This is a genomic window from Novilysobacter longmucuonensis, from assembly GCF_046600735.1.
Classification (GTDB): domain Bacteria; phylum Pseudomonadota; class Gammaproteobacteria; order Xanthomonadales; family Xanthomonadaceae; genus Novilysobacter_A; species Novilysobacter_A longmucuonensis.
Genome location: NZ_JBJMAW010000017.1, coordinates 1 through 25,687, shown reverse-complemented (window position 1 = coordinate 25,687; position 25,687 = coordinate 1). Strand labels below are relative to the sequence as shown.

The window sequence follows — 25,687 nt, the reverse complement described above, 5'->3', positions numbered from 1 at the left end:
CGTAGTAGAGCGATCGCGCCCATGGGGCGCTCCTACAAAGGCCCGCGTTTTTGTAGGAGCGGGCCATGCCCGCGATGTGGAGTGACGCGACCGCGTGCATCGCGCCCATGGGGCGCTCCTACCAAGGCCCGCGTTTTTGTAGGAGCGGGCCATGCCCGCGATGTGGAATGACGCGACCGCGTGCATCGCGCCCATGGGGCGCTCCTACCAAGGCCCGCGTTTTTGTAGGAGCGGGCCATGCCCGCGATGTGGAGTGACGCGACCGCGCATCGCGCCCATGAGGCGCTCCTACAATCGCGACGCGCTGTTGAAAGAGGGCAGGGGGTGCTCTGGGCGCAACCGCAAACCCTCCCCAGCCCTTCTTTCCAAAGGAGGGGGCAAGTGCAAGACTTCAAGCAAAAAAAAACCCGGCCGAAGCCGGGTTTTCTTCTGCAGCGACCGTCAGGTCCGCGGTCGCGCCGTGCGCTTGCGGATCATCTCGTAGATGAAGAGCAGCACGATCGCGCACACGATCGAGATGATGAAACCGATGATGCCGCCCGGGTAGAGCATGCTGCCGATCCAGGCGCCGGCGATGCCGATCAGGATCGTCAGGATCCAGCCCATCGGATCCGCACCCGGTTTCAGAAAACGTGCAAGTACACCAATAACCGCACCGATGATGATCGTATACAAGATCTCGCCCATATCGTTCCCCTTCTGATGATGGTTGGTGACGCGCCCGCATCGTAGCAGCCGGCGCGTCCCATTCCGCTCAAGGGGGCGGATTGCGCATTCCGCTCAACAGCACCCGTGCTCGCCGCGCTCCTGGCTGCTCGCGGCCGCGGCCACGCCGGTGGTTTCGCCGCGCTGGCTGGCGGCGTGCTGCTCGGCGATCACGCGGGCGACGCAGGCGGTGACCTTCTTGCCCATCGGGATGTGCAGGAACTCATTGGGCCCGTGCGCGTTGGACTGCGGACCGAGCACGCCGGTGATCATGAACTGCGCGCCGGGGAACTTTTCGCCGAGCATGCCCATGAACGGGATCGAGCCGCCTTCGCCCATGTACATCGCCGGGGCGCCGAAGAAGTCGCGGCTGGCCGCGTCGATCGCCTGGCTCAGCCATGGCGACAGCGCCGGCGCGTTCCAGCCGCTGGAGGACTTCTCCAGCTCCAGCGATACCTTCGCCCCATTGGGTGGGTCACGCAGCAGCGCCTTCTTGAGCACCTCGCCGGCCTGCTTGCCGTCGAGCGTCGGCGGCAGCCGCAGCGACAGCTTGACCGTGGTGTGCGGGCGCAGCACGTTGCCGGCCGAGGACAACGACGGAATGCCGTCGATGCCGGTCACCGACAGCGCCGGCCGCCAGGTGCGGTTGAGCACCAGTTCGGTCAGGTCGCTGTCCATCGGCGTCATCCCGTCCAGCAGCGGGAACTTGTCGTAGATCGCGTTGCCGAGCACCTTGGCCGCTGCGCTCGCCTGCTCGACGCGCTCGGCCGGGATATCGGCGTGCAGCTCCTCGATGCAGATGCGACCGGTGTTCTCGTCCTCCAGCCGCGACAGCAGCTGGCGCAACAGGCGGAAACTGGACGGCACCACGCCGGAGGCATCGCCCGAATGCACGCCTTCCTCCAACACGGAAACACCGAAATTGCCTCCCGCCATGCCGCGCAGCGAAGTCGTGCACCAGAGCTGGTCGTAGTTGCCGCAACCCGAATCCAGGCAGACCACCAGCGATGGCTTGCCGATGCGATCGGCCAGATGATCGACGTAGGCCGGCAGGTCGTAACTACCCGACTCTTCGCAGGCTTCGATCAGCACCACGCAGCGCGAGTGCGGCAGCTGCTGCTGCTGCAACGCGAGCACCGCGGTGAGCGAGCCGTAGATCGCGTAACCGTCGTCGGCGCCGCCGCGGCCGTAGAGTTTGTCGCCCTTGATCACCGGCTTCCACGGACCGAGATCCTCGTCCCAGCCGGTCATCTCCGGCTGCTTGTCCAGGTGCCCGTAGAGCATCACGCAGTCGTCGTTGCTGCCGCCATTGGCGGCCGGGATGTCGATGAAGATCAGCGGCGTGCGGCCTTCCAGCCGGACCACTTCCAGCTGCATGCCGGCAATGGGCTGCGCACGCGCCCAGCCTTCCATCAACCCGATCGCATCCTCCATGTAACCGTTTTCGACCCAATCGGGGTCGAACATCGGCGACTTGTTGGGAATGCGGATGTACTCGACGAGCTGCGGCACGATCTCGTCGTCCCATTTTTTGGCGACAAAACGCTCGATGAGAGCGGGCTCGATAGGAGCAGGGCCGACTTTGCTGGCATCCATGGGGGCGGACTCCGGACGGGGAAGAATCACCAAGTCTAGCGTGGACCGCCGGGTAGGCCTTTTCCTACCCGGGGTCGGGGCGTGTTCCGGTGGCCCATTGGCGGTCCCGGCGATGGGCCCGGCCGGCAGGGACGCGGACACTGTTTCCACCGGCCGACACCCGTCGCCGGCGGAACGGAACCCACCAGAACCCACCCAGGGAGTCACGCCATGAAATCGTTCAGCCTTATCCTCAAGTCGCTGGTCCTGTCGCTGCTGCTGGTCGGCAGTGCGCTCTCATCCAGTGCCTTCGCGGCCGAGAAGGTCAACATCAACACCGCCGATGCCGCCACCCTGGATCGCGTGCTGGTCAACATTGGCCCGGCCAAGGCCGAGGCGATCGTCGCCCATCGCGAGGCCAACGGTGCCTTCCGCAGCGCCGAGCAGCTCGTCCTGGTGAAGGGCATCGGACTGAAGACCGTCGAGAAGAACCGCGACCGCATCGTCATCGGCGCAGGCGCGACGGCCGACCAGTCCGCATCGGCCCAGCGCTGATCAAGCTCGCGGTCGCCGCACGGAGCGCGGCGACCGGAACGGTTCGGACACGAGGTCCGCAGGAGTCGGGGGTGCCCCCTGGACACGGATGTATGCCGCCCGCCGCAGACGGACCTGCGTGCGGGCGGCACCTTTTCGCGTGCAGGACTACCTGCATGCATGGTCGATTCGCGCCTGCACCTCCACTTGCGGGGGCTGGGGTGCAGCGGGTCCCTGCCCGTTAGACTTGGCCGCAATGACCTGTCGGATCGAGACGATGCCGAGCAACCGCGCGGACCATGCCTCGCGCTCCCGGGTAATCCCGGCCAACGAATACCGGCGCGAGCGCTGGCGTAACCAGCTTGGCTGGACCCGGGAGATCCATCGGTCGGCGCAGGACGGCGACTGGCTCTGGCGCCTGTCGATTGCCGAGATCGAGCGCGATGCCGAGTTCTCCCTGTTTCACGGGGTCGAGCGCGAGCTGGTGCTGCTGGCCGGCAACGGCCTGCGCCTGCGCTTCGATGATGGCCGCGTTCATGAGCTGCTGCCGCCGCACGACAAACTGCGTTTCGCGGGCGAGAGTGGCGTGCGCGGCGAATTGATCGACGGGCTGACCCACGACTTCAACCTGATGTGGCGCCGCGAGGAGGTCCAGGCCGAGCTGTGGCACCGGCCGCTGGTCGGCCCGATGGTGATCTTCGCCGAACCCGGCACGACCTGGGCGGTGTACCTGATCGCCGGCCAGGCGGTATTTGCCGACGATTCGGGGTTGCCGCCGCTGGCGGCCGGCGACAGCGCGATCCTGGAGGCCGGCGGGCAGCGCCTGCGGCATGTCCTCGATGGGGGCGGCGAAGCGCTGCTGGTCAGGATTGCGCCGGCCGCGCCCGACATCGCGTCGGCCATGCCGCCGCTCTCGTAGAGCCGAGCTTGCTCGGCTTGCGTCAGACGATGGAAGGCAGGTGCAGCGGAGCAAGCTCCGCGCTCACGGCGCGGTTGCAGACCTCGTCGGGGCGCCTTACCGATCGTCGCGCGTCCACAACACGCCATCCTCGACCTTGACCGGGAACCGCGGCACCGGCGCGTAGGCCGGCGCGCACAGCGGCCGGCCATCGCGCACGTCGAACCTGGCGCCGTGCAGCACGCATTCGATCGTGGCTTCCTCGCCGTCGAAATTGCCCGCCGACAGCTCGAAGTCCTCGTGCGAGCAGCGGTCCTCCAGCGCATAGAAGTCGCCGTCGTAGTTGCAGACCAGGATCGGCGTGTCGCCGTCCCAGGCCACCGTCGACTCACCCGGCAGCAACTCGGCGGTGGAGCAGACGCGGATCCAGTCGGTCATGAGTGTGTTCCCCAAATACTCTGTAGGAGCGGCTTTAGCCGCGATCGGGCCTCCCTCGCGCGCAACCGACTCCAGGATCGCGGCTGAAACCGCTCCTACGTCTCGCGCGTGAACGCTTTCTCCAGCACCTCGAAGCGCAGATCGTCGCGCCGCGGAATCCCGAACCGCTCATCACCATACGGAAACGGCTTGTGCATGCCGGTGCGATGATAGCCGCGGCGCTCGTAGAACCCGATCAGCTCGGTGCGCACATCGATCACCGTCATCCGAATCAGCGGCAATTGCCAGTCCTCTCGCACGATGCGCTCGGCCTCGCGCAGCACCGCCTTGCCGATGCCGTCACCCTGCAGCTCCGGGCGCACCGAGAACATGCCGAAATAGCCGGCGCCCGCCTCGTTGCCGCTGCCGCGTTCCATCGCCACGTGCGCGCAGGCGAGCAATGCGCCATCGCGCTCGCCGATCAGCATGACGCTGCGCTCGCGCTGGATGCACGCGACGATGTCGTCGGCGCCGGTGCGGCGGCCGCCCAGCAGGTCGGCCTCGGTGGTCCAGCCGGCGCGGCTGGCGTCGCCGCGGTAGGCCGATTCCACCAGCGCCACCAGCGCCGGAACGTCATCGATGGTGGCGACGCGGAAATGAAGATCGGACATCGTCATCGGGCTTCTTTGTAGGAGCGGCTTCAGCCGCGATCTGACGTCCGATCGCGCGTCCGGTTTCAGATCGCGGCTGAAGCCGCTCCTACAGCAACAGGTTGCGGACCTTGAGCAGTGCCGCGACAAACGCGTCGATCTCATCGAAGGTGTTGTAGTACGCGAACGACGCGCGGCAGGTCGCGGGCACGCCGAAGTGCTGCATCAGCGGGTGCGCGCAGTGGTGGCCGGAACGGATCGCGACGCCTTCCAGGTCGAGCAGGGTGGCGAGGTCGTGCGCGTGCGCGCCTTCGATGAGGAAGCTGATCACCGCCGCCTTCTCGCGCGCGCTGCCGAAGATGCGCAGCCCGTCGACCTTCGACAGCGCCTCGGTCGCATGCGCGAGCAGCGCCTGCTCGCGCGCGTCGATATTGGCCATGCCGAGCCCGGACAGATAATCGACCGCTGCGCCGAGGCCGATGAAGCCGGCGATGTTCGGTGTGCCGGCCTCGAACTTGTGCGGGGCGTCGTTGTAGACGGTGCCGTCGAAACGCACTTCCTTAATCATCTCGCCGCCGCCCAGGAACGGCGGCATCGCGGCCAGGTGCTCGCGGCGCGCCCACAACAGGCCGGTGCCGGTCGGTCCGTCCATCTTGTGGCCGGTCAATGCGTAAAAATCGCAGCCGATCGCAGCGATGTCCAACGGCCGATGCGGCGCGGCCTGCGAACCGTCGATCACGGTGACTATCCCGCGCCTGCGGGCCTCGCGGCAGATCTCGCGCACCGGGTTGACCGTGCCGAGCACGTTGGAGACGTGGGTCAGCGACAGCAGCTTCACCTCCGGGGTGAGTTGCGCGTACAGCGCGTCCAGATCGAGCTCGCCGCGCTCGTCGATATCGGCGACCTTGATCGTGGCGCCGGTGCGCTGCGCCACCAGCTGCCACGGCACGATGTTGGCGTGGTGCTCCATGCGCGTGAGCACGATCGCATCGCCGGGCCCGAGCTGCGGCAGCGCCCAGGAGTACGCGACCAGGTTCAGCGCGAAGGTGGTCCCGCTGCACAGCACCAGCTCGTCGCTGCGCACGTTGAAGAATCTGGCCAGCTTGTTGCGCGCGCCCTCGTAGGCGTCGGTCGCCTCGGTGCCGAGTGCGTGCACCGCGCGGGAGACGTTGGCGTTGTGGTGGCGGTAGAAATCGTCGGTCGCCTCGATCACCGCGGCCGGTTTCTGGCCGGTATTGGCCGAGTCGAGATAGATCAGCGGCTTGCCGTGGACCTCGCGCGTGAGCAGCGGAAAATCCGCGCGCACCGCCGACCAGTCGATGCCGCTTCCGACTCCCTCTCCCGCTGGCGAGCCACTGGCTCGCGCGTTACCGAGCGCCGCCGCGCCCGGGTGGGGGTGAGGGCGCTCTTGCTCGTGACTCATACCGCCTCCAATCTGGCCAGCGCCGCGTCCAGTTGCATCGTCAATGTCTCGCGCAACGCCGCGTCCTCGAACACCGCCAGCGTCTCGCGGCAGAACGCTGCGGTCAGCAGCGAACGTGCGTCCTCGGCCGGCAGCCCGCGCGAGCGCAGGTAGAACATCGCGAGCGGATCGAGCTGCCCTACGGTCGCGCCGTGGGCGGCCTGCACCTCGTCGGCGTGGATCACCAGCACCGGCTGGGTGTCGATCTCGGCGTTCTCGCTGAGCAACAGGTTCTTGTTGGACAGCATCGCCGCGACCCCGTCGGCGCCTTCGCGGATCAGGATGCCGCCGTGGAACACGGCGCGCGCGCGGCCGGCACCCAGGCCGCGCCAGGTCAGTTCGCAGGCGCTGTCGCGTCCGACGTGGTCGATGCCCAGGCGCGTGTCGAGATGGCGGCGGCCGTCGGCCAGCAGCACGCCGTTGGCATGCAGCCGTGCCGACTCGCCCTGCAGCGTGACGTTGAGTTCATGGCGCGACAGGCCGGCGCCGAGTTCGAGATCGAGCCGGCGGTACTGCGCATAGCGCGCCAGCACCGCATCGGTGCGCGCGATGACGGTCGCACCGCTGGCCTCGTTCTGCACCCGCGCATGTGACAGCCGGGCGCCCTGGCCCAGATGCACGTGCGTGAGCGCGTTGGCCAGGTGCGCGTGCGCGGCGCCGGCGAGCTGGTGTTCGACCAGGTGCAGTTCGGCGCCGGCGGCCAGCTCGATCAGGTGGCGCAGGTGCCAGGCGTGGTCTCCACTGGTGGGCGCGCCGATGAATACGAGGTGGATCGCTTGCGTCGAGCGGACATCGGCCTGCGCGCGCAGCACCACGCCTTCATCGGCCAGTGCCGCGTTGACGCGCGCGAAGATTTCTTCGGGCCTGTCGAAGCGGCGCGCTAGGAAGTTCGCCTCGCGGGCGTCGCCGTCGCGCAGCATCTGCGACAGGTGTTGCAGGCTCACGCCCGCGGGCAGGGCGGCGAGATCCGACGCATGCGCATCGAAGCGGCCGTTGATGAAGACGATGCGGGGCGCCGGAATCGCGGCCAGCATTTCGGCGTCGAACACCGGCGCGGCCGCGTCGACCGGCGCGAACGAGCGGCGGTCGAGCGCGCGCAGCGGGGTGTATTTCCATGCTTCGCTGCGCGCATGCGGCAGGCCGTCGCGCAGCGCGGCATCCAGCGCGGCACGGCGGGTCTCGCCCAAACCGGCGGCGTCGCGCACGGGCAGGGCCTCGAAGGCGCGGGTGAAGTGGTCGAGCAGGGCGCTCATGCGGGCGTCGCCATGGTGAGCCCCTCTCCCGCTCGCGGGAGAGGGGTTGGGGTGAGGGCGCGCGAAAACGAAACTTGCGCCGCTGCTGAGAGTGCGAGCGCCCTCATCCGCCCTTCGGGCACGTACATCGAGCACGTCCCTGTGCTCGACCCTTCGGGCGGCTGACGCCGTGCAAATCGGCAATCCTGCCGATTTGTCTCCCACAAGTGGGAGAAGGAAAATGCAGGCTGTCCGATCACGCCACACCTTCCGGCGCGATCCGGTCCTTCAACCACGCATACCCGTGCGCCTCCAGCTCCAGCGCCAGCTCCGGTCCGCCGCTCTCGACGATGCGGCCATCGTCCAGCACGTGCACCACGTCGGGCTTGATGTAATCCAGCAGGCGCTGGTAGTGGGTGATCATCAGGAACGCGCGATCGGGCGAGCGCAGCGCGCTGACGCCATCGGCCACGGCCCTGAGCGCATCGATGTCCAGGCCCGAGTCGGTCTCGTCGAGGATCGCCAGCTTCGGTTCGAGCAGCGCGAGCTGGAAGATCTCGTTGCGCTTCTTCTCGCCGCCGCTAAACCCCTCGTTGACGCCTCGGTGCAGCAATTCGTCCTTCAGGTGCAGCACCGCGAGTTTCTCGCGCACCAGCTTGAGGAACTGCATCGAGTCCAGCTCGGCATCGCCGCGGGCCTTGCGCTGCGCGTTGAGCGCGGCGCGCAGGAAGTAGGTGTTGTTCACACCCGGGATCTCGACCGGGTACTGGAACGCCAGGAACACGCCGGCGGCGGCGCGCTCCTCGGGCTCCAGCGCGAGCAGGTCACGGCCCTCGAACGTCACCGAGCCGTCGGTGATCTCGTAGCCCTCGCGCCCGGCGATGACGTTGCCCAGCGTCGACTTGCCGGCGCCGTTGGGACCCATGATGGCGTGCACCTGGCCTGGCTGCAGTTCCAGGCTCAGCCCTTTGAGAATTTCTCGGCCGTCGATGCGAACGTGGAGGTTTTCGATTTTCAGCATGGTGGTTTCTTCTCGTGTCCGGTGAGGGACTACAGGTTGTGTTTTTGTAGGAGCGGCTTCAGCCGCGATCGGACGCTGATCGCCCGCGCCGATTCTGGATCGCGGCTGAAGCCGCTCCTACGGGCGATTCAAGGGACGATCAGCCGACAGCGCCTTCCAGACTCACTTCCAGCAGCTTCTTGGCCTCGACCGCGAACTCCATCGGCAGCTCGCGGAACACCTGCTTGCAGAAGCCGTCCACGATCAGCGACACCGCGTCCTCCTCGGAGATGCCGCGCGTGCGGCAATAGAACAACTGGTCGTCGCTGATTTTGGAGGTGGTGGCTTCGTGCTCGACGGTGGCGTTGGGGTGCTTGACCTCGATGTAGGGGAAGGTGTGCGCGCCGCATTTCTTGCCGATCAGCAGGCTGTCGCACTGGGTGTAGTTGCGCGCGCCCTCGGCGGAGCGCTCGACCTTGACCAGCCCGCGGTAGGTGTTCTGGCCATGGCCTGCGCTGATGCCCTTGCTGATGATCTTGGATTTGGTGCGCTGACCGACGTGGATCATCTTGGTGCCGGTGTCGGCCTGCTGGCGGTGATGGGTCAGCGCGACCGAATAGAACTCGCCGCTGGAGTCGTCGCCCAGCAATACGCACGACGGGTACTTCCAGGTGATCGCCGAGCCGGTCTCGACCTGGGTCCAGGAAATCCTGCTGCGCGCGCCACGGCACTCGCCGCGCTTGGTCACGAAGTTGTAGATGCCGCCGACGCCGTTCTCATCGCCGGGGTACCAGTTCTGCACGGTCGAATACTTGATGTCGGCGTCTTCCAGCGCGACCAGTTCCACCACCGCCGCATGCAGCTGGTTCTCGTCGCGCATCGGCGCGGTGCAGCCTTCCAGGTACGACACCTGGGCGCGCTCCTCGCAGATGATCAGAGTGCGCTCGAACTGGCCGGTGTGGCCGGCGTTAATGCGGAAGTAAGTGCTCAGCTCCATCGGGCAGCGCACGCCCCTGGGAATGAACACGAAGCTGCCGTCGGAGAACACCGCCGAGTTGAGCGCGGCGAAGAAGTTGTCCCCCGTAGGCACCACGCTGCCGAGGTACTGCCTGACCAGCGCGGGATGGTCCTTGATCGCCTCGGACATCGAACAGAAGATCACGCCCTTCTCGGCCAGCTCCTTGCGGAAGGTGGTGCCGACCGAGACCGAGTCGAACACCGCATCGACTGCGACCCCGGCCAGCTTCGCGCGCTCGTGCAGCGGCACGCCGAGCTTCTCGTAGGTGTCGAGCAGCTCCTGCGGAACTTCGTCGAGGGACTGGTACTTGGGTCCCTTCGGCGCGCTGTAGTAGCTCAGCGCCTGAAAATCGATCGGCGTGATGTTGAGCTTGGCCCAGTGCGGCATCGGCATCGTCAGCCAGTGCCGGTACGCTTCGAGACGCCAGTCGGTCATCCACTCCGGCTCGTCCTTTTTTGCCGAAAGCGCGCGGATGATGTCCTCGTCCAGGCCCGGCGGCAGGCTGTCGGACTCGATGTCGGTGATGAAGCCTGCATCGTACTTGCGGCCCAGCTGCGCGTGGATCTCGGGATTGCTGCCTGCGCGGTTGCTGACGGGTTTTTCGATGGTGATGTCGGTGGCCATGGGGGGCTGCCTGCGGTTGTCTGGTGCTGGTAGCGCGGAGCTTGCTCCGCTGCCGGAACGCGGAATCGGAGCAAGCTCCGCGTTACGCGGGAATGTCGGCGAGGCGCAGATCGATGCGCCTGGTGCCGGGGGAAGTGGCGATAGCGGCTGGGGCGCTGGCGGTCGGCGGCGCGGTCATCTGCGCCAGCGTCACGCCGCGCAGGGTGTCGATCACCACGTCGTTGATGCGGCGCCAGTTGGCGCGCACGCCGCAGTGGTCCTCGATCGTGCAGTGGCCGGCATGCAGGCTGCACTCGGTCATCCCGAGCGGGCCTTCCATCGCTTCGACCACTTCGATCAGGCCGATTTGATCGGCGGGCCGGGCCAGCCGGTAGCCGCCGTTGGCTCCGCGGAAGCCCTCGACCAGGCCGGCCTGGGCCAGCGGCTTGAGCAGCTTGCTGACGGTGGTGGTTTCCAGCCCGGCGCGCTCGGCCAGTCCGGATGCGCTGAGCACGGCATCGGGCTGCGCAGCGAGAACGGTCAGCACCACTGTGGCGTAGTCGGTGAGCTTGGTGACACGGAGCATGGCGGCGGATCACGGGAATCAGGACCGAAATTGTACTATTTATGCATCCCGGCGCCAAGCCAAGGCGGTCCGCAAAGGACGCAAAGAACGCCAAAAAAACAACACAAGCTCACAGCGGACCGCCTGGCGGATGCGCCCAGCCTCCACTTGCCATTCAGCTTTTTACTTTTTCGCCTTTCGCGTCCTTTGCGGACCGATTGCTCCTGCGCATGTCGGCCCGCAGAGTTCGTGCAGAATGGCGGCTTCTCCTGTCACGGAATTCCGCATGCCGCGCAAGATTGTCGCCCGCCGCTCCGCCATCCATGGCAATGGCGTGTTCGCCCTCGAGCCGATCGCCAAGGGCGAACGCATCATCGAGTACAAGGGCCGCCGCCGGACCCATGCGGAAGTGGACGCCGGCGACACCGGCGATGCCGACTCCGGCCACACCTTCCTGTTCACGCTCAATGACGAGTACGTCATCGACGCCAACCACGAGGGCGGAGTGGCGCGCTGGATGAACCACAGCTGCAAGCCCAACTGCGAGGCGGTGATGGAGGAGGCCGATGGCGATAACCGCCGCAGGGACCGCGTGTTCATCGAGGCGATCCGGGCGATCAAGCCCGGCGACGAGCTGATGTACAACTACGGCATCACCCTGGACGAGGCGCACACCGCGCGCATGAAGAAGATCTGGGCCTGCCGCTGCGGGGCGAAGAGCTGCACCGGCACGATGCTGCAGCCCAAGCGCAAGCCGAAGAAGGGGTGAGCCGTTCCGCGGGCGGACACACGCCTCCTGTAGGAGCGGGCCATGCCCGCGACCGGGATGCGTAGTAGAGCGATCGCGCCCATGGGGCGCTCCTACAGAACCGGTGATGCGCCTTCCATGACTTCCGCCAGTCGGTAACCGCGTCGATACGGGCTAGCCTGCGCGTCCCCCAACGGAATGCTCGCCCTACCCGCAAGGATCGCGGCGCCACTTTTGTCGAGACCGCAATGCGCGCCCCCCTGTCCCTGTTCAGCACGCCTCTCTCTTTGCTTCCCCTGCTGGCCGCGCTCATCGCGCCGGCCGCCCACGCGGTCACCGTCGACGGCCGCATCGATCCGGCCGAGTGGCAGGGTGCGCAGCACATCACCGACTTCCGCCTGACCCAGCCGCTGTCGCGGGCGCCCGCGCCGCAGCCGACCGAGGCCTGGGTGCTGGCCACGCCGGAAGGTCTCGCGATCGGCTTCCGCAACCTGCAGTCGCCTGAGATCCCACGCACCCGTCAGCGCACCCAGCGCGATGCCGGCGGCCCGCTGGACCGGGTCAACCTGTACGTCGATTTCAACGGTGACGGCCGCTCCGGCTACAACTTCGTGCTGAACCTCGGCGGCGGCATCGCCGACGCCACGATCACCAACGAGAGCCGCTTCAGCGACGACTGGGACGGCGACTGGGAGCACGCCGTCAGCGAGGACGCGGCCGGTTGGTCGGCCGAAATGCTGATCCCGTGGCACATCGCGCCGATGCGCGGCAATGGCGGCGACACCCGCACGATCGGCATCTCGCTGGACCGCGTGATCGGCAGCACCGGCGAGCGCGCTTCCTGGCCGGCGATCAGCTACCAGGAGGCGCGCTTCCTCTCCAATTTCCACCAGCTGCAGATCCCGGCCTACAGCCAGTCGCTGCTGGCGATCACCCCGTATGTGGTCGGCGTGTACGACTTCATTCCCAACGACAGTCGCGGTAGTCGCACCGATTTCGACACCGGCGCGGACTTGTTCTGGAAGCCCAATGGCCGGTTCCAGCTCAGCGCTACGATCAACCCCGACTTCGGCCAGGTCGAGAGCGACCAATTGGTGGTCAACTTCGGCGCGACGGAGACCTTCTTCAGCGACAAGCGCCCGTTCTTCACCGAGAACCAGGGCTTCTTCGACGTGCTGTTCGGCTCGCCCAACACCGCCAATCGGCTGATCTATACCCGCCGTGTCGGCGCGCCGGCCGACGATGGCAGCGGTTCGGCCGATGTCGCCGCGGCGGTCAAGCTCAACGGCAGCGCCGGTGCCTTCAACTATGGCGTGTTCGCCGCCAGCGAGGCCGACGCGGTGGGGCGTGACTTCTACGCGGTGCGCGGCACCCGCGACTTCGACGCCCACGGCCTCGGCGCGATGGTGACCCGGGTCGACCGTCCGTTCCTGGACCGGCAGGCGAACGTGTACGAGCTGGACCACCGCTGGACCCCCAACGCGCAGCTGGGGATCCGCAGCACCGTGGTGGCTTCGGATGTCCGCACCGCCGGCGGCAGCGGTGCCGGGCGCAACATCCGCGACAGCGGCGCGCAGGTGCGTATCGACTACGACATGGGTGGCGGTTGGCGCCAGCAACTCTACGCGGTGCACCTGGGCGACGAGCTGCAACTCAACGATTTCGGCTTTCTGGAGCGCAACGACTTCAACTACGCGCGCTACGACCTGGCCCACCGCGTCACCGGCTTCGCCGAGAGCTCGCCGTATTCGGCCAAGGACTGGCACTGGGCGTTATCGCGCCGCACCAACGACCACGGCCTGCACATCGCCGATGCCGCCGCAATCAACCGCCGTGGCGAGCGGCGCGACGGCGGCGGCGACTTTGCCGAGCTGGCCGCCTACAGCCGCGGCCACGACGACCTGATCACCCGCGGCAACGGCGCGGTCGCGGTGCCGGCCAAGCTGTTCGCCTACTACCAGCGCTCCCGCCCGCGCCAGGGCGACAGCCGCTGGGAGATGTCCGGCAGCATGCGTTATTCGGCCGAAGGCCTGGGTGGGTTGGACGAGGGCCGCAGCGCGCTATACGTGGAGCCGAGCTACCACGTCAACGACCGGCTGAGCTTCTTCGGCGGCCTGGAGCTGGTGCACCACGGCGACTGGCTGTTGTGGCGCGGCGGCAACCTGCTGGGCAGCTATCGCGCCGACCAGATATTCCTCAACAGCGGCGGTGTGTGGGTGATCGGCGACCGCCAGGAGCTGCGGGTGCGGCTGGAGGCGATCGGGCTGGACGCGCGCGCGCGGCAGGCGTGGCGAGTGGCGGCCGATGGCGAGCCCATCGCGGTGGAAGAGCCGATCCCAGACTTCGCGCTGCGCAATCTCGGTTTCCAGATCCGCTACCGCTATGAGCTCGCACCGCTGTCGCACCTGTACATCGCCTACGTGCGCGGCGGCGAGCTGTACGACGAGGGCGTGCGCGGGAGCGGCGGCGTGGCCGGCTTCGACGGGCGCGGTGCCGGCCGCCAGTTCAGCGACGCTTTCGACCTGCGCGACAGCGAGCAACTGCTGGTGAAGCTGTCGTATCGGTTCGAAATCTAGTCCCGTCTAGACTGTGGCGGCTGCGATGCGCGCCGTGGGCTGGTGCGCATCAAAGCTTTGCCGTTGCCCTTCCACAGGACCAGCCGAGGATCCCGCATGAGCATGGAACCGGATGCAGACATCGACCTCGCCGTCATCGGCGGCACCGGGCTCTACCAGCTCGCCGAGCTGCGCGAGATCGAGCCGCACCTGCCGGTCACGCGCTTCGGCACGCCGTCCGGACCGATCCGGATTGGCCTGCTCGACGGGTATCGCGTGGCGTTCCTGGCGCGCCACGGCGAGAGCCACGTGCTCCCGCCGCATCTGATCAACTACCGCGCCAACCTGGCTTCGCTGCAGGCACTGGGGGCGCGGCGGGTGCTGGCGCTGAACACCGTCGGCGGGATCACCGAGCGCTTCGGTCCACGCGTGCTGGCGTGCCCGGACCAACTGATCGACTACACCTGGGGCAGGGCGTCCACGCTGTGGGAAGCCGATCAAGGCGAGGCCGAGCAGGCCCAGACCGAGCAGGCCGGGACCGAAGTGCTGCACGTCGACTTCGGCGAGCCCTACACGCAGTCGCTGCGCGAGCAGGTGATCGCCGCCGGCCAGCAGGCCGGGGTCGCAGTGGTCGCGGACGGTTGCTATGGCGCCACCCAGGGCCCGCGCCTGGAGACCCGCGCCGAGATCGCGCGCATGCGGCGCGACGGCTGCGACCTGGTCGGCATGACCGGCATGCCCGAAGCCGGGCTTGCGCGCGAACTGGGGCTGGACTACGCGTGCCTGGCGATCGTCGCCAACTGGGCTGCCGGCGCCGGCCCCGATCGCGGCGAGGTGATCGCGCTGCAGGACGTGCTGGACAACGTCGCGGCCGCCTCGGCCGGACTGGCCGCGATACTGCGCGCGCTGCTGGCACGTTGAAGGCGCGCGGCTAACCCGAGACGGCTGCGGCGGCGGGTGATTGTCATCGTCGCCTTCACTTTGCATACTCGAGCGGCGTCACCGCCTTCCGCGTCGGCGCAGACAACGCAACCAGCATGAGGTCAATACGGATATGCAGCACGGCACCGTGAAGTGGTTCAACGACGCCAAGGGCTTTGGTTTCATCTCGCCCGAGGATGGCAGCGCGGATGTATTCGCGCATTTCTCCGCAATCGCCGCAAAGGGCTTCCGCAGCCTGCAGGAAGGCCAGCGGGTCAGCTACGAGCTGACCCAGGGCCCGAAGGGCGCGCAGGCATCCAATATCGTGCCTGCCGAGTAATCGGGCTTTTCGCCGATATTTTTCAGGCCCCGCTCCGGCGGGGCCTTTTTTTTCCTGGCGCTAACCGCAACCCGGCGCGCACGCAGCGCGCGCGGCGTTGAGCTACCTGCACCCATCAGGTCGACCCCGGCAGCAGTTGCCCGCTGACCATGGCCCGTGTTGCGGTGCGGGTGCTTCGGCGCGAACCGGCGCTGGCCGAATGGGCCCGAGTACCTGGCGACCTTGCCCAACAGCAAGATGTTGGGCAAGGTCGACCACGCTTAGTCGACGGTGCGCAGCGCCCCAGATGTCGACGCGACCGCCTGCGACTCCGGGGCGCTCGGCGCACTGTGCCTTCACGCCGGATGCGTTCAAATTTCGATCCGAGCGGTTCTCCAGCAGGCCGATTGCGCGCAAACGTTCTGCTCGATCGCAGATTACCGAACCGGATTTCCTCTGCGGCGGTCACCACCAAGCCAGTGCTGTCTGTCGCCTGTCAGTTCAGTGGCAGCTGCCGCGCGCTTTGCCGCCGCGGGACAGGGTTGGGATTGCCTACTCCCGGTTTGGCTGCGCCGCGAATAAAAACCGATCAGGGAGTCGCTCTGTGAAACTTTCGCACTTCATCACCGAACAGATGGAAACGATCCTGTCCGAATGGGATGCATTCGCGCGGACGCAGCTACCGGCGGCAAGGATCATGTCAGACAAAGAGTTGCGCGATCATGCGAAGCAGATCCTGCAGGCCGCCGCTGAAGATATCGACACCGCCCAAAGCACGGAGCAGCAGTCCGAAAAGTCGAGGGGCCTCGGGCCACCAGAGGGAGATGAAGACAGCGCCGCCTCGGTGCACGGCTCACTGCGTCAGCTCAGCGGATTTTCGATGAGTCAACTGATTGCGGAATACCGCGCATTGCGAGCGACCGTGCTTCGCCTGTGGTTCAAACAGGTGAGCGAGGTCACCGATGCCACGTCAAACGACATGATCCGGTTCAACGAAAGCATTGATCAGGCGCTCGCGGAGTCTTCCGATACCTTCACCAACAATGCGTTCCGTACCCGCGACACGTTCCTCGCCATTCTCGGTCACGACCTGAGAAGCCCGTTGTCCACGATGGCAATGTCGGGCGAGGTCCTTACAAAGCCAGATGTGGGGTCGGAGCAGACGCAGGAAGTCGGTGCGCGGATCAAACGAAGCGCCGCGATGATGTCCTCGATGGTGGTTGACCTCATGGAGTATTCGCGGACCCAGCTCGGTGCCGAAATTCCGATAAACAGGCAGCCGGCGGATATCGCGGAAATTTGCCGGGCGGCCGGCCATGATTCCGGCGCCGCCTATCCCGACTGCGCGATCGAGGTAGAAACATCCGGAGACATGACCGGCTGCTTCGACAGCGTCCGCCTGCAGCAACTGTTCACCAACCTGCTGAACAATGCCGCGCAGTACCGTTCAAAGGATCAGCCGGTTGTGGTGTGCGCCCGCGGCGAACCGCACGAGATCGTGGTGCAGGTGAAAAACCAGGGCCCGGTGATTCCAGCTGACGCGCTGCGCGCCATCTTCGATCCGCTGGTTCGGCTCGCGCGCGAAAGTCATCACGACGCTCGCCCATCAACCAGTCTGGGCCTTGGCCTCTTCGTCGCGCGGGAAGTCACCGAGGCGCACGGTGGGACGATCATTGCGCAGTCCAGTGTCGGCGCAGGAACCGTATTCACCGTCTGCTTGCCCAGACGCGAGCCGCAGAAGTCGCCGGAAAATTGAGTGCTGAATCACCTGCGCAATCGCGCCGCATTTCGTCTCGTGGGTTGAGCCGTGCCGGGCTGACGTTCCTGCGATTGAACGCCGCGGATACGGGCAGTCAGTCCAGGAACTGCAGCTTCGCCAGCTCCGCGTACAGCCCGCCCGCGGCCATCAACTGCTCGTGGGTGCCTTCAGCGACGATCCGGCCGTGGTCCATCACCACGATCCGGTCGGCCTTGAGCACGGTCGCCAGGCGGTGCGCTATGACTATCGTGGTGCGGCCCTGCATCAGCGTTTCCAGTGCCTGCTGCACGGCGCGTTCGCTTTGCGCATCCAGCGCGCTGGTGGCTTCGTCGAGCAGCAGGATCGGCGCGTCCTTCAATAGCGCACGGGCGATCGCGATTCGTTGCTGCTGGCCGCCGGACAGGCGCGCGCCGCGTTCGCCCAGCTGGGTGTCCAGGCCCTCGGGCAGAGCGTCGATGAAATCGCTGGCGTGCGCGGCGCGGACTGCGGCCTCGACTTCCCCGTCGCTGGCCTCGAGGCGGCCGTAGCGGATGTTGTCGCGGGCGCTGGCGGCGAAGATGGTTGGCTGCTGCGGTACCAGCGCGATGGCCTCGCGCAGGGCGGCCGGGTCGAGCGTGCGGATGTCGGCGGTGTCGACCTGCAAGCTGCCCGACTGCGGGTCGTGGAAGCGCAGCAGCAGCGAGAAGACGGTGCTCTTGCCGGCACCTGACGGACCGACCAGTGCGATGGTCTCGCCGGGCTCGACCCGCAGATCGAATCCGTCCAGCGCCGGCAGGTCCGGCCGCATCGGGTAGTGGAAGGTGACCGCATCGAACCCGAGCTCGCCCCGTAACGGCCGTGGCAGGGGGCGCGGGTCAGCGGGAGTGACGATGCCGGGAGTCTCCTGCAGCAGTTCGCTGATGCGGCCCATGCCGCCGGCGGCACGCTGCAGCTCGTTGAACACCTCCGCCAGCGCGCCGACCGAGCCGCCGCCGATCAGCGCATACAGCACGAACTGGCCCAGGGTGCCGGCGGTCATGCGCCCGGCGACCACGTCGTGCGCGCCGGACCACAGCACCAGGGTGATAGCGCCGAAGATCAGGGTGATCGCGATCGCGGTGACCCAGGCCTGCGCCTGGATACGGCGGCGGGCGGTGTCGACGGCGACCTTCAACGCACTGACGAAACGGCTGCGTTCGTAGGGCTCGCGCGCGTGCGCCTGCACCGTGCGCACCGCCCCGAGGGTCTCGTTGGCCAGCGCATTCGCATCGGCGACGCGGTCTTGCGCCGAGCGCGAGATCTTCTGCAGGCGCCGCCCGCCGATCACGATCGGCAGCACCGCCAGCGGGATCCCCACCAGCGCGTAGGCCGCCAGGTGCGGGCTGGTGACGAACAGCATCGTGATGCTGCCCAGGAAGGTGACGATGCTGCGCAGCGCCACCGACATGCTGGTGCCGACCACGCTACGCAGCAGTTCGGCATCGGCGGTGAGCCGCGAGATCAGCTCGCCGCTGCGGTTGCGATCGTGGAAGCCTGCATCGAGCGCGATCAGGTGCGCGTACAGGCGCTCGCGCAGATCGGCCACCACCCGCTCGCCCAGCAGCGAGACGAAGAAGAAGCGCGCGGCGGTGGCGAACGCCAGCGCGAGCGCGACCGCGAACAGCAACACGAACGCGCGGTCGATCGCGCCGCCGCCGCCCTGGGCAAAGCCCTGGTCGATCATGATGCGGAACGCGAACGGCAGGCTCAGGGTGGCGGTGCTCGACGCCGCCAGCGCGACCAGCCAACCGGTGAACAGGCCGCGATGCCTGCGCACGAACGGCCAGAGCGTGCGCAGCCTGCCGATCGGGGCCTTGGCCGGGGTAGCGGTGCTGGAAGGGGGGGCGGCAGGCGTGGCGGCGGCGTTCATCCGCACATTGTCCGCTATCGCGGCCGCCCGCCGCATCCTGGGTGCGCCCCTGCGCGCACCGGACGGCACAGCCGTGGCGGCGCGCGGTCCGGCCGCGAGCGGCGGGCGTCAGTGCGGGTCGTGTGGTTCCGCTTCGGCGTGCCGGCGCCGGTAGGGGTCGCGCCGCGTGGACATCTGGAGGCGCACATCCGGCACGTCGAACGACATGACGATGTTGATCCGTGCGATACCGCCGCGCACCGGGCGCGCGCCGTGCAGGCAGCGGTCGCCGCGCATCACCAGCAGCTGACCGGCGCGCGGCGCCACCAGCCGGCGCCGCCCGAACAGCTGGCGCACCAGCGCCGGACGCAGCGCCTGGTCGAGCCAGCGTTGCGGCGCGGTATCCACGCCGGCGGGCCAGCGCAGGCGGTAGTTGGGGCAACATTCGGTCTCGCCGCCGTCGACCGCGTTGAGCCAGACGACCGCAGTCACCGCATGGCGATCGTAGTGCCAGCGCTCGCTGCCGCCAGGACCGGTGATGGTGATGTTGCAGGCGAGCTGCTCGTCCTCCAGCGGCTGCAGCGGGGCCTGGTGCAGCATGTCGACCAGGGTGTTGACGCGGCGGTGCAGGGCGACCACCTCGGGCAGGTGCCTGCGGATGCGCAGGCCGTCGATCACCCCTTGCCGCAGCGGCCGATCATCCGGTTCGCGGCCCAGCGCCGGCACCGGCATCCGCTGCCGGTGCGCCAAGACCTGCGCGAGCAGATCGGCGCAGCGGTGCGCGGGCAGGAAGTCCGGCTTGATCCAGCAGCCGGCGGTGTCAAGGCTGGTTCGCTCCACGGTGGGCTCCGCTCGGGGCATCACGAGCGTGGCAGGGGAGCTGTGAGGGTTTTCGCAAGACCGGCGGCGCGAGGGCGCGGCTGGGCTCCCTCCTTTTCGCAAAGGAGGGCCGGGGAGGATTTTGCTGTTGGGCTACAGCAACAGCGGACGACCCCCCTTAGCGCCCTTTTTCGAGCGCGGGATCCGGCGATGGACCGGAACGGTCGTTGGCGACGTGCACGCGGTCGCGGGTGGCATCGCGCAGGTGGGTGGTCAGCGCGTCGGCCCGGTCGGCGGGCAGGCGCAGGTGCAAGTGCGCGCCGCGGGCATCGAAGCGTTCGTCGAGCTTTTCCGCGGCGTACTGGGCCAGCGCGGCATGTACCGCGCCGGTGTGCTCGAACGGATAGGCCAGGTGCAGTTCGCGCCAGGCGATGAGCGGGGTGCGGTCGGCCAGCCGCAGGCACTCGGCTGCGCTGCCGCCGTAGGCGCGGACCAGCCCGCCGGCGCCAAGCTTGATCCCGCCGTACCAGCGCGTCACCACCACCATCACATGATCGAAGCCCTGGCCGTCGATGGCGGCGAGGATCGGCCGGCCCGCGGTGCCGGCCGGCTCGCCGTCGTCGCTGGAGCGGTACTGGGTGCCGAGCCGGTATGCCCAGCAGTTGTGGGTGGCGGCGGCATCGCCGACCTCGGCCAGGAACGCCAGCGCCTCGTCGGGCGTCTGCGCCGGCGCGGCCTGGGCCAGGAATCGGCTGTTTTTGACCTCCAGTGGATGCGAGGCGCGGGCGGCGAGGGTGTCCAGGCTCATTCAGTCGGCGCCGGGCCCGCCGGTGGCAGGCCGTCGGCGGCTTCGGCGGGTGGCGGGTCCGCCCCAGCATGAGCCGGGATGCGCGTCCGCCGCAAGCTGGCAGCGGCGCAGCGGGGCCGGGCCGTGGTATCGCAGCCGGCCGCAGCCCGGCGGACCCCCGGCCTGCGGGCAGCTCGCCTGGATGGACGGTCTGCGCGGAAGCGGGCATCGGGGTATCCTGCCGCGGGGCGGGGAAGGGGCAGCATCGATGCAGAAGGGCGCGCGGGCGGCGGAGACTACCGAGCAGGACGCAGTGACGCTGTCCATTGCGCTGCAGCAGGCCCTGCCGGTCGGCTCGCGCGTATCGGTCCGTTGGCAAGAGGGGCCTGGCGACACACACACATGCACGCTCGTCGGTAGCGACGAGCTCGACGCCGTGCTCGGCGCATGCGCACTGCAGCTGCTTAGCGGCGAGGCCACCTCGTGCGCTACGCCCAGCACCGACGTGCACGCGACCGACGCGCCCGATCGCATAGAACACCTGTGGCAGACCGCCGCCGGCAGCCAGGCGGCCATCGTCGCCACCCTCGCCGAGGCATTCGCACCGCCGGCCCGTGTGGCCTGGCTGGAGCTGGCCAAGCGGCTGGTCGATGCGCACCTGGTCGCGGCGCGCGCGCAGGCGCGCATCGAGTCGCTGGAAAAGTCCGAGCGCCTGCAGCAGGCGCTTTACGAGATCGCCGACCTGGCCGGGTCCGACCTGGAGATGACCGAGATGCTGCGCCGCATCCACGGCGTCGTGGCCAGCCTGATGTATGCCGGCAATTTCTACATCGTGCTGTACGACGATGCCGACGAAAGCGTGCGCTTCCTGTATTTCGCCGACCGCCTCGATCCCTTCGTCGCCGCGCCCGAGCAGTCCATCCCCGCTTCCGAGATGCCCAACAGCCTGACCCTCGCGCTGCTGCGCCATGGCGAGCCGGTGCAGGGGCGCTCCGACGATGTGCGCGAGCAACTCGGCGTCGGCGCCGACCAGCGCCACGGCCCGGACGCGGAGGACTGGCTCGGCGTGCCGATGCGCCGCGAGGACCGCGTCTGCGGCGCGATCGTGGTGCAGACCTACGACCGCCCCGGGGTCTACCGCGATGAGGAGCGCGCGCTGCTGGTGTTCGTCGCCCAGCACATCCTGACCGCGCTGGATCGCCACCAGGCGCGCGAGGAGCTCGAACGCCGGGTCGAGGAGCGCACGCTCGCGCTGCAGCTCAGCAACCGCGACCTGCAGGCCGAGATCGTCGAGCGCCAGCGCGGCGAGCGGCTGCAGCGCGCGCTGTTCCGCATCGCCGAGCTGTCGATCACTTCCGACACGCTCGAGCGCTTCTACGCGCAGGTGCACGACGTGGTTGGCGAGCTGCTGTACGCGCGCAACTTCTACATCGCGCTGCTGGCCGAGGACGGCGAGACGCTGCAGTTCCCGTACTCGATCGACGAGCGCGACTCCAAGCGCCCGAGCCGCCGCCTGTCGGCCGGGCTGACCGAGTACGTGATCCGGACCGGCCGCGCGTTGCTGGCCGACCGCTCCCGCATCCACGGGCTGCAGGAGCAGGGCATCGCCCACAGCCGCGGCGCGCTCTCGCACTGCTGGCTCGGCGTGCCGTTGTTCCGCGACGAGGCCGTGGTCGGCGTGATTGCGGTGCAGAGCTACTCGCCGGCGATCGTGTTCACCGCACGCGACCAGGAGTTGTTGACCTTCGTCGCGCACCATATCGACATCGGCCTGACCCGCAAGCAGGCGCAGGACCGGCTGGTCACCGCCCACGCCGAGCTGGAGCAGCGTGTCAGTGCACGCACCCAGGAGCTCGCCCAGGCCAACGCCGACCTGCTCGAGCAGATGGGCGAGCGCCTGCGCGCCGAGCAGCAACTGACTCACGCCGCGCGGCACGATGCGTTGACCGGTCTGCCCAACCGGACCCAGCTGCTGGACCGTCTGGCAGTCGCGATCGCGCGCGCGCAGCAGGATCCAACGCGGCTGTTCGCGGTGCTGTTCCTGGACCTGGACCGCTTCAAGCTGGTCAACGACAGCGTCGGGCACTTGGCCGGTGACGAGCTGCTGGTCGAGGCCGGGCGCCGGATCGTCGCGGCGGTCGGGGAGGCCGGCATCGTCTCGCGCCTGGGCGGCGACGAATTCGCGATCCTGATCGAGAACCTCGACGGCCTGCACGTAGCCGAATCGCTGTCGCAGGGCATCCTGGGCGCGCTGGGTCGGGCCTGCTGGGTCGCCGGGCGCGAGGTGTTTCCCTCGGCCAGTCTGGGCATTGCGCTGTGGCATCCGCGCTACCGCAACGGGGTCGAGCTGCTGCGCGACGCCGACGCGGCGATGTACCGGGCCAAGGCCTCCGGTCGCGACCGCTGCGTGGTGTTCGACGAGGCGATGCGCGAGCAGGCGGTGCAGATCCTCGATCTGGAAGCCGACCTGCGCCGGGCGATCAACGGCACCGGCTTCGTCGCGTTCTACCAACCGATCGTGCGCCTGTCGGACCGCGCGGTGATCGGCCACGAGGCCCTGCTGCGCTGGCGCCACGAGCGCCGCGGGCTGCTGGCGCCGGGCGAGTTCATCGGCCTGGGCGAGGACAGCGGTCTGATCGAGGAAGTCGACTGGCTGATGTATGCGCAGGTGGTCAAGCAGCTGGCCTTCCGCAGCGAAGGCTATATCTCGATCAACGTCTCGCCGCGGCATTTCCGCTCGGCGGATTTCGCCGACCGCATGCTGCGTCTGGTCGACAGTGCCGGCGCCGATCCGCGGCGGCTGCGCATCGAGATCACCGAGGTCGCGCTGCTCGACGACGTGCCGCACGCGCTACGCACCTTGCAGCAGCTGCGCGGCCGCGGCGTGCTGGCGCAACTGGACGACTTCGGCACCGGCTATTCGGCGCTGTCCTACCTGCATCGGTTCCCGATCGAATGCCTGAAGATCGACCAGAGCTTCGTCGCCGGGCTGATCGGGGAAAACCGCAACGAGGCGATCGCGGTGGTGCGCGCGATCCAGGCGCTGGCCGGCACGCTCGGCATCCACACCATCGGCGAGGGCATCGAGACCGACGAGCAGCGTTCCGCCCTGCGCGAGCTCGGCTGCGCCCAGGGCCAGGGCTATCTGTTCGGCCGCCCGGCCGAAGCGATGCTGCTGACGCCGGCGCTGAGCGAATTTAGTCTCTAGCGAGCAGATTGAGAACGTCGTCGCGCCGGTAGCGAAGCAGCGGCGCTAGAGAGCGTCCTTGATCACCAGCAGTCGTGGCTCGGTCATGTCCTGGATCGAGTAGCGCAGCCCCTCGCGGCCCAGGCCCGACTGCTTCACGCCGCCATAGGGCATGTTGTCGACGCGGAAGCTCGGCACGTCGCCGACGATCACCCCGCCGACCTCGAGCCGGTCCCAGGCGCGCATCGCGTGGTCCAGCCGCGCGGTGAACACGCCCGCCTGCAGGCCGAATTCGCTGTCGTTGACCGCGTCCAGCGCGGCGTCGAAATCCTCGAACGGCTCGATCAGCGCGACCGGCCCGAACACCTCCTTGCGGTACAGGTCGGCGTCGTGCGGCACCTTCTCCAGCAACTGCGCGGGCAGCATGTTGCCCTCGCGGGCACCGCCGGCCAGCCCCCTGGCGCCCTCCTGGCGCGCGCTGGCGATCCAGGCCTCGACGCGCCGGGCCGCCTCCTCGTCGATCATCGGGCCGATGAAGGTGGCTTCCTCGCGCGGGTCGCCCATGCGCAGCTTGCCGACGGCGGCCTTGAGCTTCCTGCGCAGCGCATCAAAAACATCCACATGGGCGTAGATCCGCTGCACGCTGATGCAACTCTGGCCGCTCTGGTAATACGCGCCGGAGACCAGCCGTTCGACCACGTGATCAAGGCCCGCACCCGGGTCGGCATCGACGATGCACGCCGCATTGCCGCCCAGCTCCAGCGTGACCTTCTTGCGCCCGGCCCTGGCCTTGAGATCCCAGCCGATCATGCCGCCGGTGAAGCTCAGCAGTGCGATGCGCTCGTCCTCGACCAGCGGCGCGGCGTCCTCGTTGGAGCACGGCATCACCGAGAAGGCGCCCCTGGGCAGGTCGGTCTCGGCCAGCACCTCGGCGATGATCAGCGCGCCGACCGGAGTCTTGGCCGCCGGCTTGAGCACGAACGGACAGCCGGCCGCGAGCGCCGGTGCGATCTTGTGCGCGACCAGGTTGAGCGGGAAATTGAACGGTGTGATGAAGCTGCATACCCCGACCGGCACGCGCTTGACCATGCCGCGGTAGCCGCGCGTGCGCTCGGAGATCTGCAGTTCGAGCACTTCGCCGTCGATGCGGGTGGCCTCGCCGGCGGCGATGCGGAACGTATCGATCAGGCGGGTCACCTCGCCGCGGGCATCGTTGATGGGCTTGCCGGCCTCGATGCACAGCGCGAGCGCGAGCTCCTCCTGGCGCTCGCTGAAGCGGTGCACGCAGTGTTCGAGCACGTCGCGCCGCGCATCCGGCGCAAATGCGGCCATCGGCCCGCGCGCCTCGTGTGCGGCCGCAATCGCCTTGCGCACCGCGGCGCCGTCGGCCAGCGCGACCCGGGTCGCGCGCTTGCCGCTGTACTTGTCGAGTACCTCCAGGTCTGTGTTGGCTGCGACCGGGCGGTTGGCGAGGTAGTACGGGTAGGATTTCTTGAGCGTGGCCATGCGGAACCTCCTGGACGGCAGGGTCGCGCAATACGGGTTAACACCCGGTCACGCGATCGGCGCAGCTCTGCGTGCCCATTTGTAGGAGCGGCTTCAGCCGCGATCCGATGCCGCGCCGGCGAACGATGTTCAATCGCGGCTGAAGCCGCTCCTACAGAGGTTGCGGTCAACAAACCGCGGTGAGAAATACCGCGATCAGGCGCCGGGCTTTTCCACCCGCACGCGCAGCGCGCCGTCGCTCAATCGCGCGTCCAGCCGGTCGCCCGGTGCGGCGTCCAGCACGCTGCGCACGATGCGGCCGTCGTCGTGGCGCAGGATGGCGTAGCCGCGGGCGACGGTCGCCAGCGGGCTGACCGCCTCCAGCGAGCGCGCGAGCGCACGCAGTCGCAGGCTCTCGTTGCCCAGCCGCCGCGCGATTCCGGCTTGGGGTCGCTGCGCGACCGCGGCCAGGCGCTCGCGCAGCCGCGCGATCCTGCGCTGCGGGTGGGCCGCGCGCAGCACCGCATCGGCGTGGCGCACGCGGGCGCGGTCGCGCTCCAGCCGCTGCCGCCAGGCGGCCG

At 68.2% G+C, this 25,687-nt stretch carries 22 protein-coding genes; 8 read left to right on the top strand and 14 right to left on the bottom strand.

The genetic code is table 11. From position 1 onward, the window contains the following. Positions 1–441: 441 nt before the first annotated feature. Positions 442–687, bottom strand: coding sequence for a GlsB/YeaQ/YmgE family stress response membrane protein (locus ACJQWM_RS12790; RefSeq protein ID WP_332704598.1), 246 nt, complete (start codon positions 685–687; stop codon positions 442–444). Between the two features lie 93 nt (positions 688–780). Beyond that, positions 781–2,301: a M20 family metallopeptidase gene (locus ACJQWM_RS12785; RefSeq protein ID WP_411306876.1), complete on the bottom strand. Its 1,521-nt coding sequence runs from the start codon at positions 2,299–2,301 to the stop codon at positions 781–783. 210 nt (positions 2,302–2,511) lie between these two features. Here ACJQWM_RS12785 and ACJQWM_RS12780 point away from each other — a divergent pair, with 210 nt between their 5' ends. Next, positions 2,512–2,835, top strand: a complete 324-nt coding sequence (locus ACJQWM_RS12780) for a ComEA family DNA-binding protein (protein WP_332704596.1) — start codon at positions 2,512–2,514, stop codon at positions 2,833–2,835. A 235-nt stretch (positions 2,836–3,070) separates the two neighbouring features. Next, positions 3,071–3,733 (top strand): HutD/Ves family protein, encoded by a 663-nt coding sequence (locus tag ACJQWM_RS12775; protein ID WP_332704594.1) that lies wholly within the window; start codon positions 3,071–3,073, stop codon positions 3,731–3,733. A gap of 96 nt (positions 3,734–3,829) precedes the next feature. Here the strand turns inward: ACJQWM_RS12775 and ACJQWM_RS12770 are convergent, their stop codons facing one another. The 7 genes from ACJQWM_RS12770 to ACJQWM_RS12740 form a co-directional block, all read right to left on the bottom strand. Continuing rightward, positions 3,830–4,150 (bottom strand): non-heme iron oxygenase ferredoxin subunit, encoded by a 321-nt coding sequence (locus tag ACJQWM_RS12770; protein WP_332704592.1) that lies wholly within the window; start codon positions 4,148–4,150, stop codon positions 3,830–3,832. 95 nt (positions 4,151–4,245) lie between these two features. Then, positions 4,246–4,800, bottom strand: coding sequence for a GNAT family N-acetyltransferase (locus ACJQWM_RS12765; protein WP_332704648.1), 555 nt, complete (start codon positions 4,798–4,800; stop codon positions 4,246–4,248). Between the two features lie 88 nt (positions 4,801–4,888). After that, positions 4,889–6,202 (bottom strand): cysteine desulfurase, encoded by a 1,314-nt coding sequence (locus ACJQWM_RS12760; protein WP_332704590.1) that lies wholly within the window; start codon positions 6,200–6,202, stop codon positions 4,889–4,891. After that, the gene (gene sufD / locus ACJQWM_RS12755; protein ID WP_332704588.1) at positions 6,199–7,494 is read right to left on the bottom strand and encodes a Fe-S cluster assembly protein SufD; all 1,296 of its coding nucleotides are present in this window, start codon (positions 7,492–7,494) and stop codon (positions 6,199–6,201) included. The genes ACJQWM_RS12760 and sufD overlap by 4 nt, the downstream gene beginning before the upstream one ends. A gap of 235 nt (positions 7,495–7,729) precedes the next feature. Further along, positions 7,730–8,494 (bottom strand): Fe-S cluster assembly ATPase SufC, encoded by a 765-nt coding sequence (gene sufC / locus ACJQWM_RS12750; RefSeq protein WP_332704586.1) that lies wholly within the window; start codon positions 8,492–8,494, stop codon positions 7,730–7,732. Between the two features lie 139 nt (positions 8,495–8,633). Beyond that, positions 8,634–10,115, bottom strand: a complete 1,482-nt coding sequence (sufB, locus tag ACJQWM_RS12745; RefSeq protein ID WP_332704584.1) for a Fe-S cluster assembly protein SufB — start codon at positions 10,113–10,115, stop codon at positions 8,634–8,636. An 82-nt stretch (positions 10,116–10,197) separates the two neighbouring features. Next, the gene (locus ACJQWM_RS12740; RefSeq protein WP_332704582.1) at positions 10,198–10,680 is read right to left on the bottom strand and encodes an SUF system Fe-S cluster assembly regulator; all 483 of its coding nucleotides are present in this window, start codon (positions 10,678–10,680) and stop codon (positions 10,198–10,200) included. Between the two features lie 265 nt (positions 10,681–10,945). On the opposite strand from ACJQWM_RS12740, the gene ACJQWM_RS12735 reads away from it, so the two are divergent. From ACJQWM_RS12735 to ACJQWM_RS12715, 5 genes are all read left to right on the top strand, one after another. Next, entirely contained in the window at positions 10,946–11,428 is a 483-nt protein-coding gene (locus tag ACJQWM_RS12735; protein WP_332704580.1) for an SET domain-containing protein, read from the top strand. Between the two features lie 227 nt (positions 11,429–11,655). After that, on the top strand, positions 11,656–13,983 hold the full coding sequence (locus ACJQWM_RS12730) for a DUF5916 domain-containing protein (RefSeq protein WP_332704578.1): 2,328 nt from the start codon (positions 11,656–11,658) through the stop codon (positions 13,981–13,983). Between the two features lie 102 nt (positions 13,984–14,085). After that, complete coding sequence (locus ACJQWM_RS12725) at positions 14,086–14,883, top strand: S-methyl-5'-thioinosine phosphorylase (RefSeq protein ID WP_332704646.1); 798 nt, start codon at positions 14,086–14,088, stop codon at positions 14,881–14,883. Between the two features lie 133 nt (positions 14,884–15,016). Then, positions 15,017–15,223: a cold-shock protein gene (locus tag ACJQWM_RS12720; protein WP_332704576.1), complete on the top strand. Its 207-nt coding sequence runs from the start codon at positions 15,017–15,019 to the stop codon at positions 15,221–15,223. Between the two features lie 583 nt (positions 15,224–15,806). After that, positions 15,807–16,958 carry an ATP-binding protein gene (locus tag ACJQWM_RS12715; protein ID WP_332704574.1) on the top strand — a complete coding sequence of 384 codons (1,152 nt, stop codon included), beginning with the start codon at positions 15,807–15,809 and terminating at the stop codon, positions 16,956–16,958. 97 nt (positions 16,959–17,055) lie between these two features. Here ACJQWM_RS12715 and ACJQWM_RS12710 read toward each other — a convergent pair whose 3' ends face one another. From ACJQWM_RS12710 to ACJQWM_RS12700, 3 genes are all read right to left on the bottom strand, one after another. Continuing rightward, a complete protein-coding gene (locus tag ACJQWM_RS12710; RefSeq protein ID WP_332704572.1) occupies positions 17,056–18,849 on the bottom strand; it encodes an ABC transporter transmembrane domain-containing protein in 1,794 nt (597 codons plus the stop codon). Between the two features lie 108 nt (positions 18,850–18,957). Continuing rightward, entirely contained in the window at positions 18,958–19,668 is a 711-nt protein-coding gene (locus tag ACJQWM_RS12705; protein ID WP_332704570.1) for a hypothetical protein, read from the bottom strand. 157 nt (positions 19,669–19,825) lie between these two features. Beyond that, positions 19,826–20,455 (bottom strand): IMPACT family protein, encoded by a 630-nt coding sequence (locus ACJQWM_RS12700; RefSeq protein WP_332704568.1) that lies wholly within the window; start codon positions 20,453–20,455, stop codon positions 19,826–19,828. A gap of 247 nt (positions 20,456–20,702) precedes the next feature. On the opposite strand from ACJQWM_RS12700, the gene ACJQWM_RS12695 reads away from it, so the two are divergent. Further along, positions 20,703–23,642, top strand: a complete 2,940-nt coding sequence (locus ACJQWM_RS12695; protein WP_332704566.1) for a bifunctional diguanylate cyclase/phosphodiesterase — start codon at positions 20,703–20,705, stop codon at positions 23,640–23,642. 45 nt (positions 23,643–23,687) lie between these two features. Here ACJQWM_RS12695 and ACJQWM_RS12690 read toward each other — a convergent pair whose 3' ends face one another. Further along, on the bottom strand, positions 23,688–25,127 hold the full coding sequence (locus tag ACJQWM_RS12690) for an aldehyde dehydrogenase family protein (RefSeq protein WP_332704564.1): 1,440 nt from the start codon (positions 25,125–25,127) through the stop codon (positions 23,688–23,690). A gap of 195 nt (positions 25,128–25,322) precedes the next feature. After that, positions 25,323–25,687: exodeoxyribonuclease VII large subunit (locus tag ACJQWM_RS12685; RefSeq protein ID WP_411306875.1), on the bottom strand; the 365-nt coding region annotated here is incomplete at its 5' end.

Bases quoted from the DNA above. Each gene is read 5' to 3' on its own strand.
- ACJQWM_RS12790 (WP_332704598.1), bottom strand. From the start codon at position 687: ATGGGCGAGATCTTGTATACGATCATCATCGGTGCGGTTATTGGTGTA.
- ACJQWM_RS12785 (WP_411306876.1), bottom strand. From the start codon at position 2,301: ATGGATGCCAGCAAAGTCGGCCCTGCTCCTATCGAGCCCGCTCTCATC.
- ACJQWM_RS12780 (WP_332704596.1), top strand. From the start codon at position 2,512: ATGAAATCGTTCAGCCTTATCCTCAAGTCGCTGGTCCTGTCGCTGCTG.
- ACJQWM_RS12775 (WP_332704594.1), top strand. From the start codon at position 3,071: ATGACCTGTCGGATCGAGACGATGCCGAGCAACCGCGCGGACCATGCC.
- ACJQWM_RS12770 (WP_332704592.1), bottom strand. From the start codon at position 4,150: ATGACCGACTGGATCCGCGTCTGCTCCACCGCCGAGTTGCTGCCGGGT.
- ACJQWM_RS12765 (WP_332704648.1), bottom strand. From the start codon at position 4,800: ATGTCCGATCTTCATTTCCGCGTCGCCACCATCGATGACGTTCCGGCG.
- ACJQWM_RS12760 (WP_332704590.1), bottom strand. From the start codon at position 6,202: ATGAGTCACGAGCAAGAGCGCCCTCACCCCCACCCGGGCGCGGCGGCG.
- sufD (WP_332704588.1), bottom strand. From the start codon at position 7,494: ATGAGCGCCCTGCTCGACCACTTCACCCGCGCCTTCGAGGCCCTGCCC.
- sufC (WP_332704586.1), bottom strand. From the start codon at position 8,494: ATGCTGAAAATCGAAAACCTCCACGTTCGCATCGACGGCCGAGAAATT.
- sufB (WP_332704584.1), bottom strand. From the start codon at position 10,115: ATGGCCACCGACATCACCATCGAAAAACCCGTCAGCAACCGCGCAGGC.
- ACJQWM_RS12740 (WP_332704582.1), bottom strand. From the start codon at position 10,680: ATGCTCCGTGTCACCAAGCTCACCGACTACGCCACAGTGGTGCTGACC.
- ACJQWM_RS12735 (WP_332704580.1), top strand. From the start codon at position 10,946: ATGCCGCGCAAGATTGTCGCCCGCCGCTCCGCCATCCATGGCAATGGC.
- ACJQWM_RS12730 (WP_332704578.1), top strand. From the start codon at position 11,656: ATGCGCGCCCCCCTGTCCCTGTTCAGCACGCCTCTCTCTTTGCTTCCC.
- ACJQWM_RS12725 (WP_332704646.1), top strand. From the start codon at position 14,086: ATGGAACCGGATGCAGACATCGACCTCGCCGTCATCGGCGGCACCGGG.
- ACJQWM_RS12720 (WP_332704576.1), top strand. From the start codon at position 15,017: ATGCAGCACGGCACCGTGAAGTGGTTCAACGACGCCAAGGGCTTTGGT.
- ACJQWM_RS12710 (WP_332704572.1), bottom strand. From the start codon at position 18,849: ATGAACGCCGCCGCCACGCCTGCCGCCCCCCCTTCCAGCACCGCTACC.
- ACJQWM_RS12700 (WP_332704568.1), bottom strand. From the start codon at position 20,455: ATGAGCCTGGACACCCTCGCCGCCCGCGCCTCGCATCCACTGGAGGTC.
- ACJQWM_RS12695 (WP_332704566.1), top strand. From the start codon at position 20,703: ATGCAGAAGGGCGCGCGGGCGGCGGAGACTACCGAGCAGGACGCAGTG.
- ACJQWM_RS12690 (WP_332704564.1), bottom strand. From the start codon at position 25,127: ATGGCCACGCTCAAGAAATCCTACCCGTACTACCTCGCCAACCGCCCG.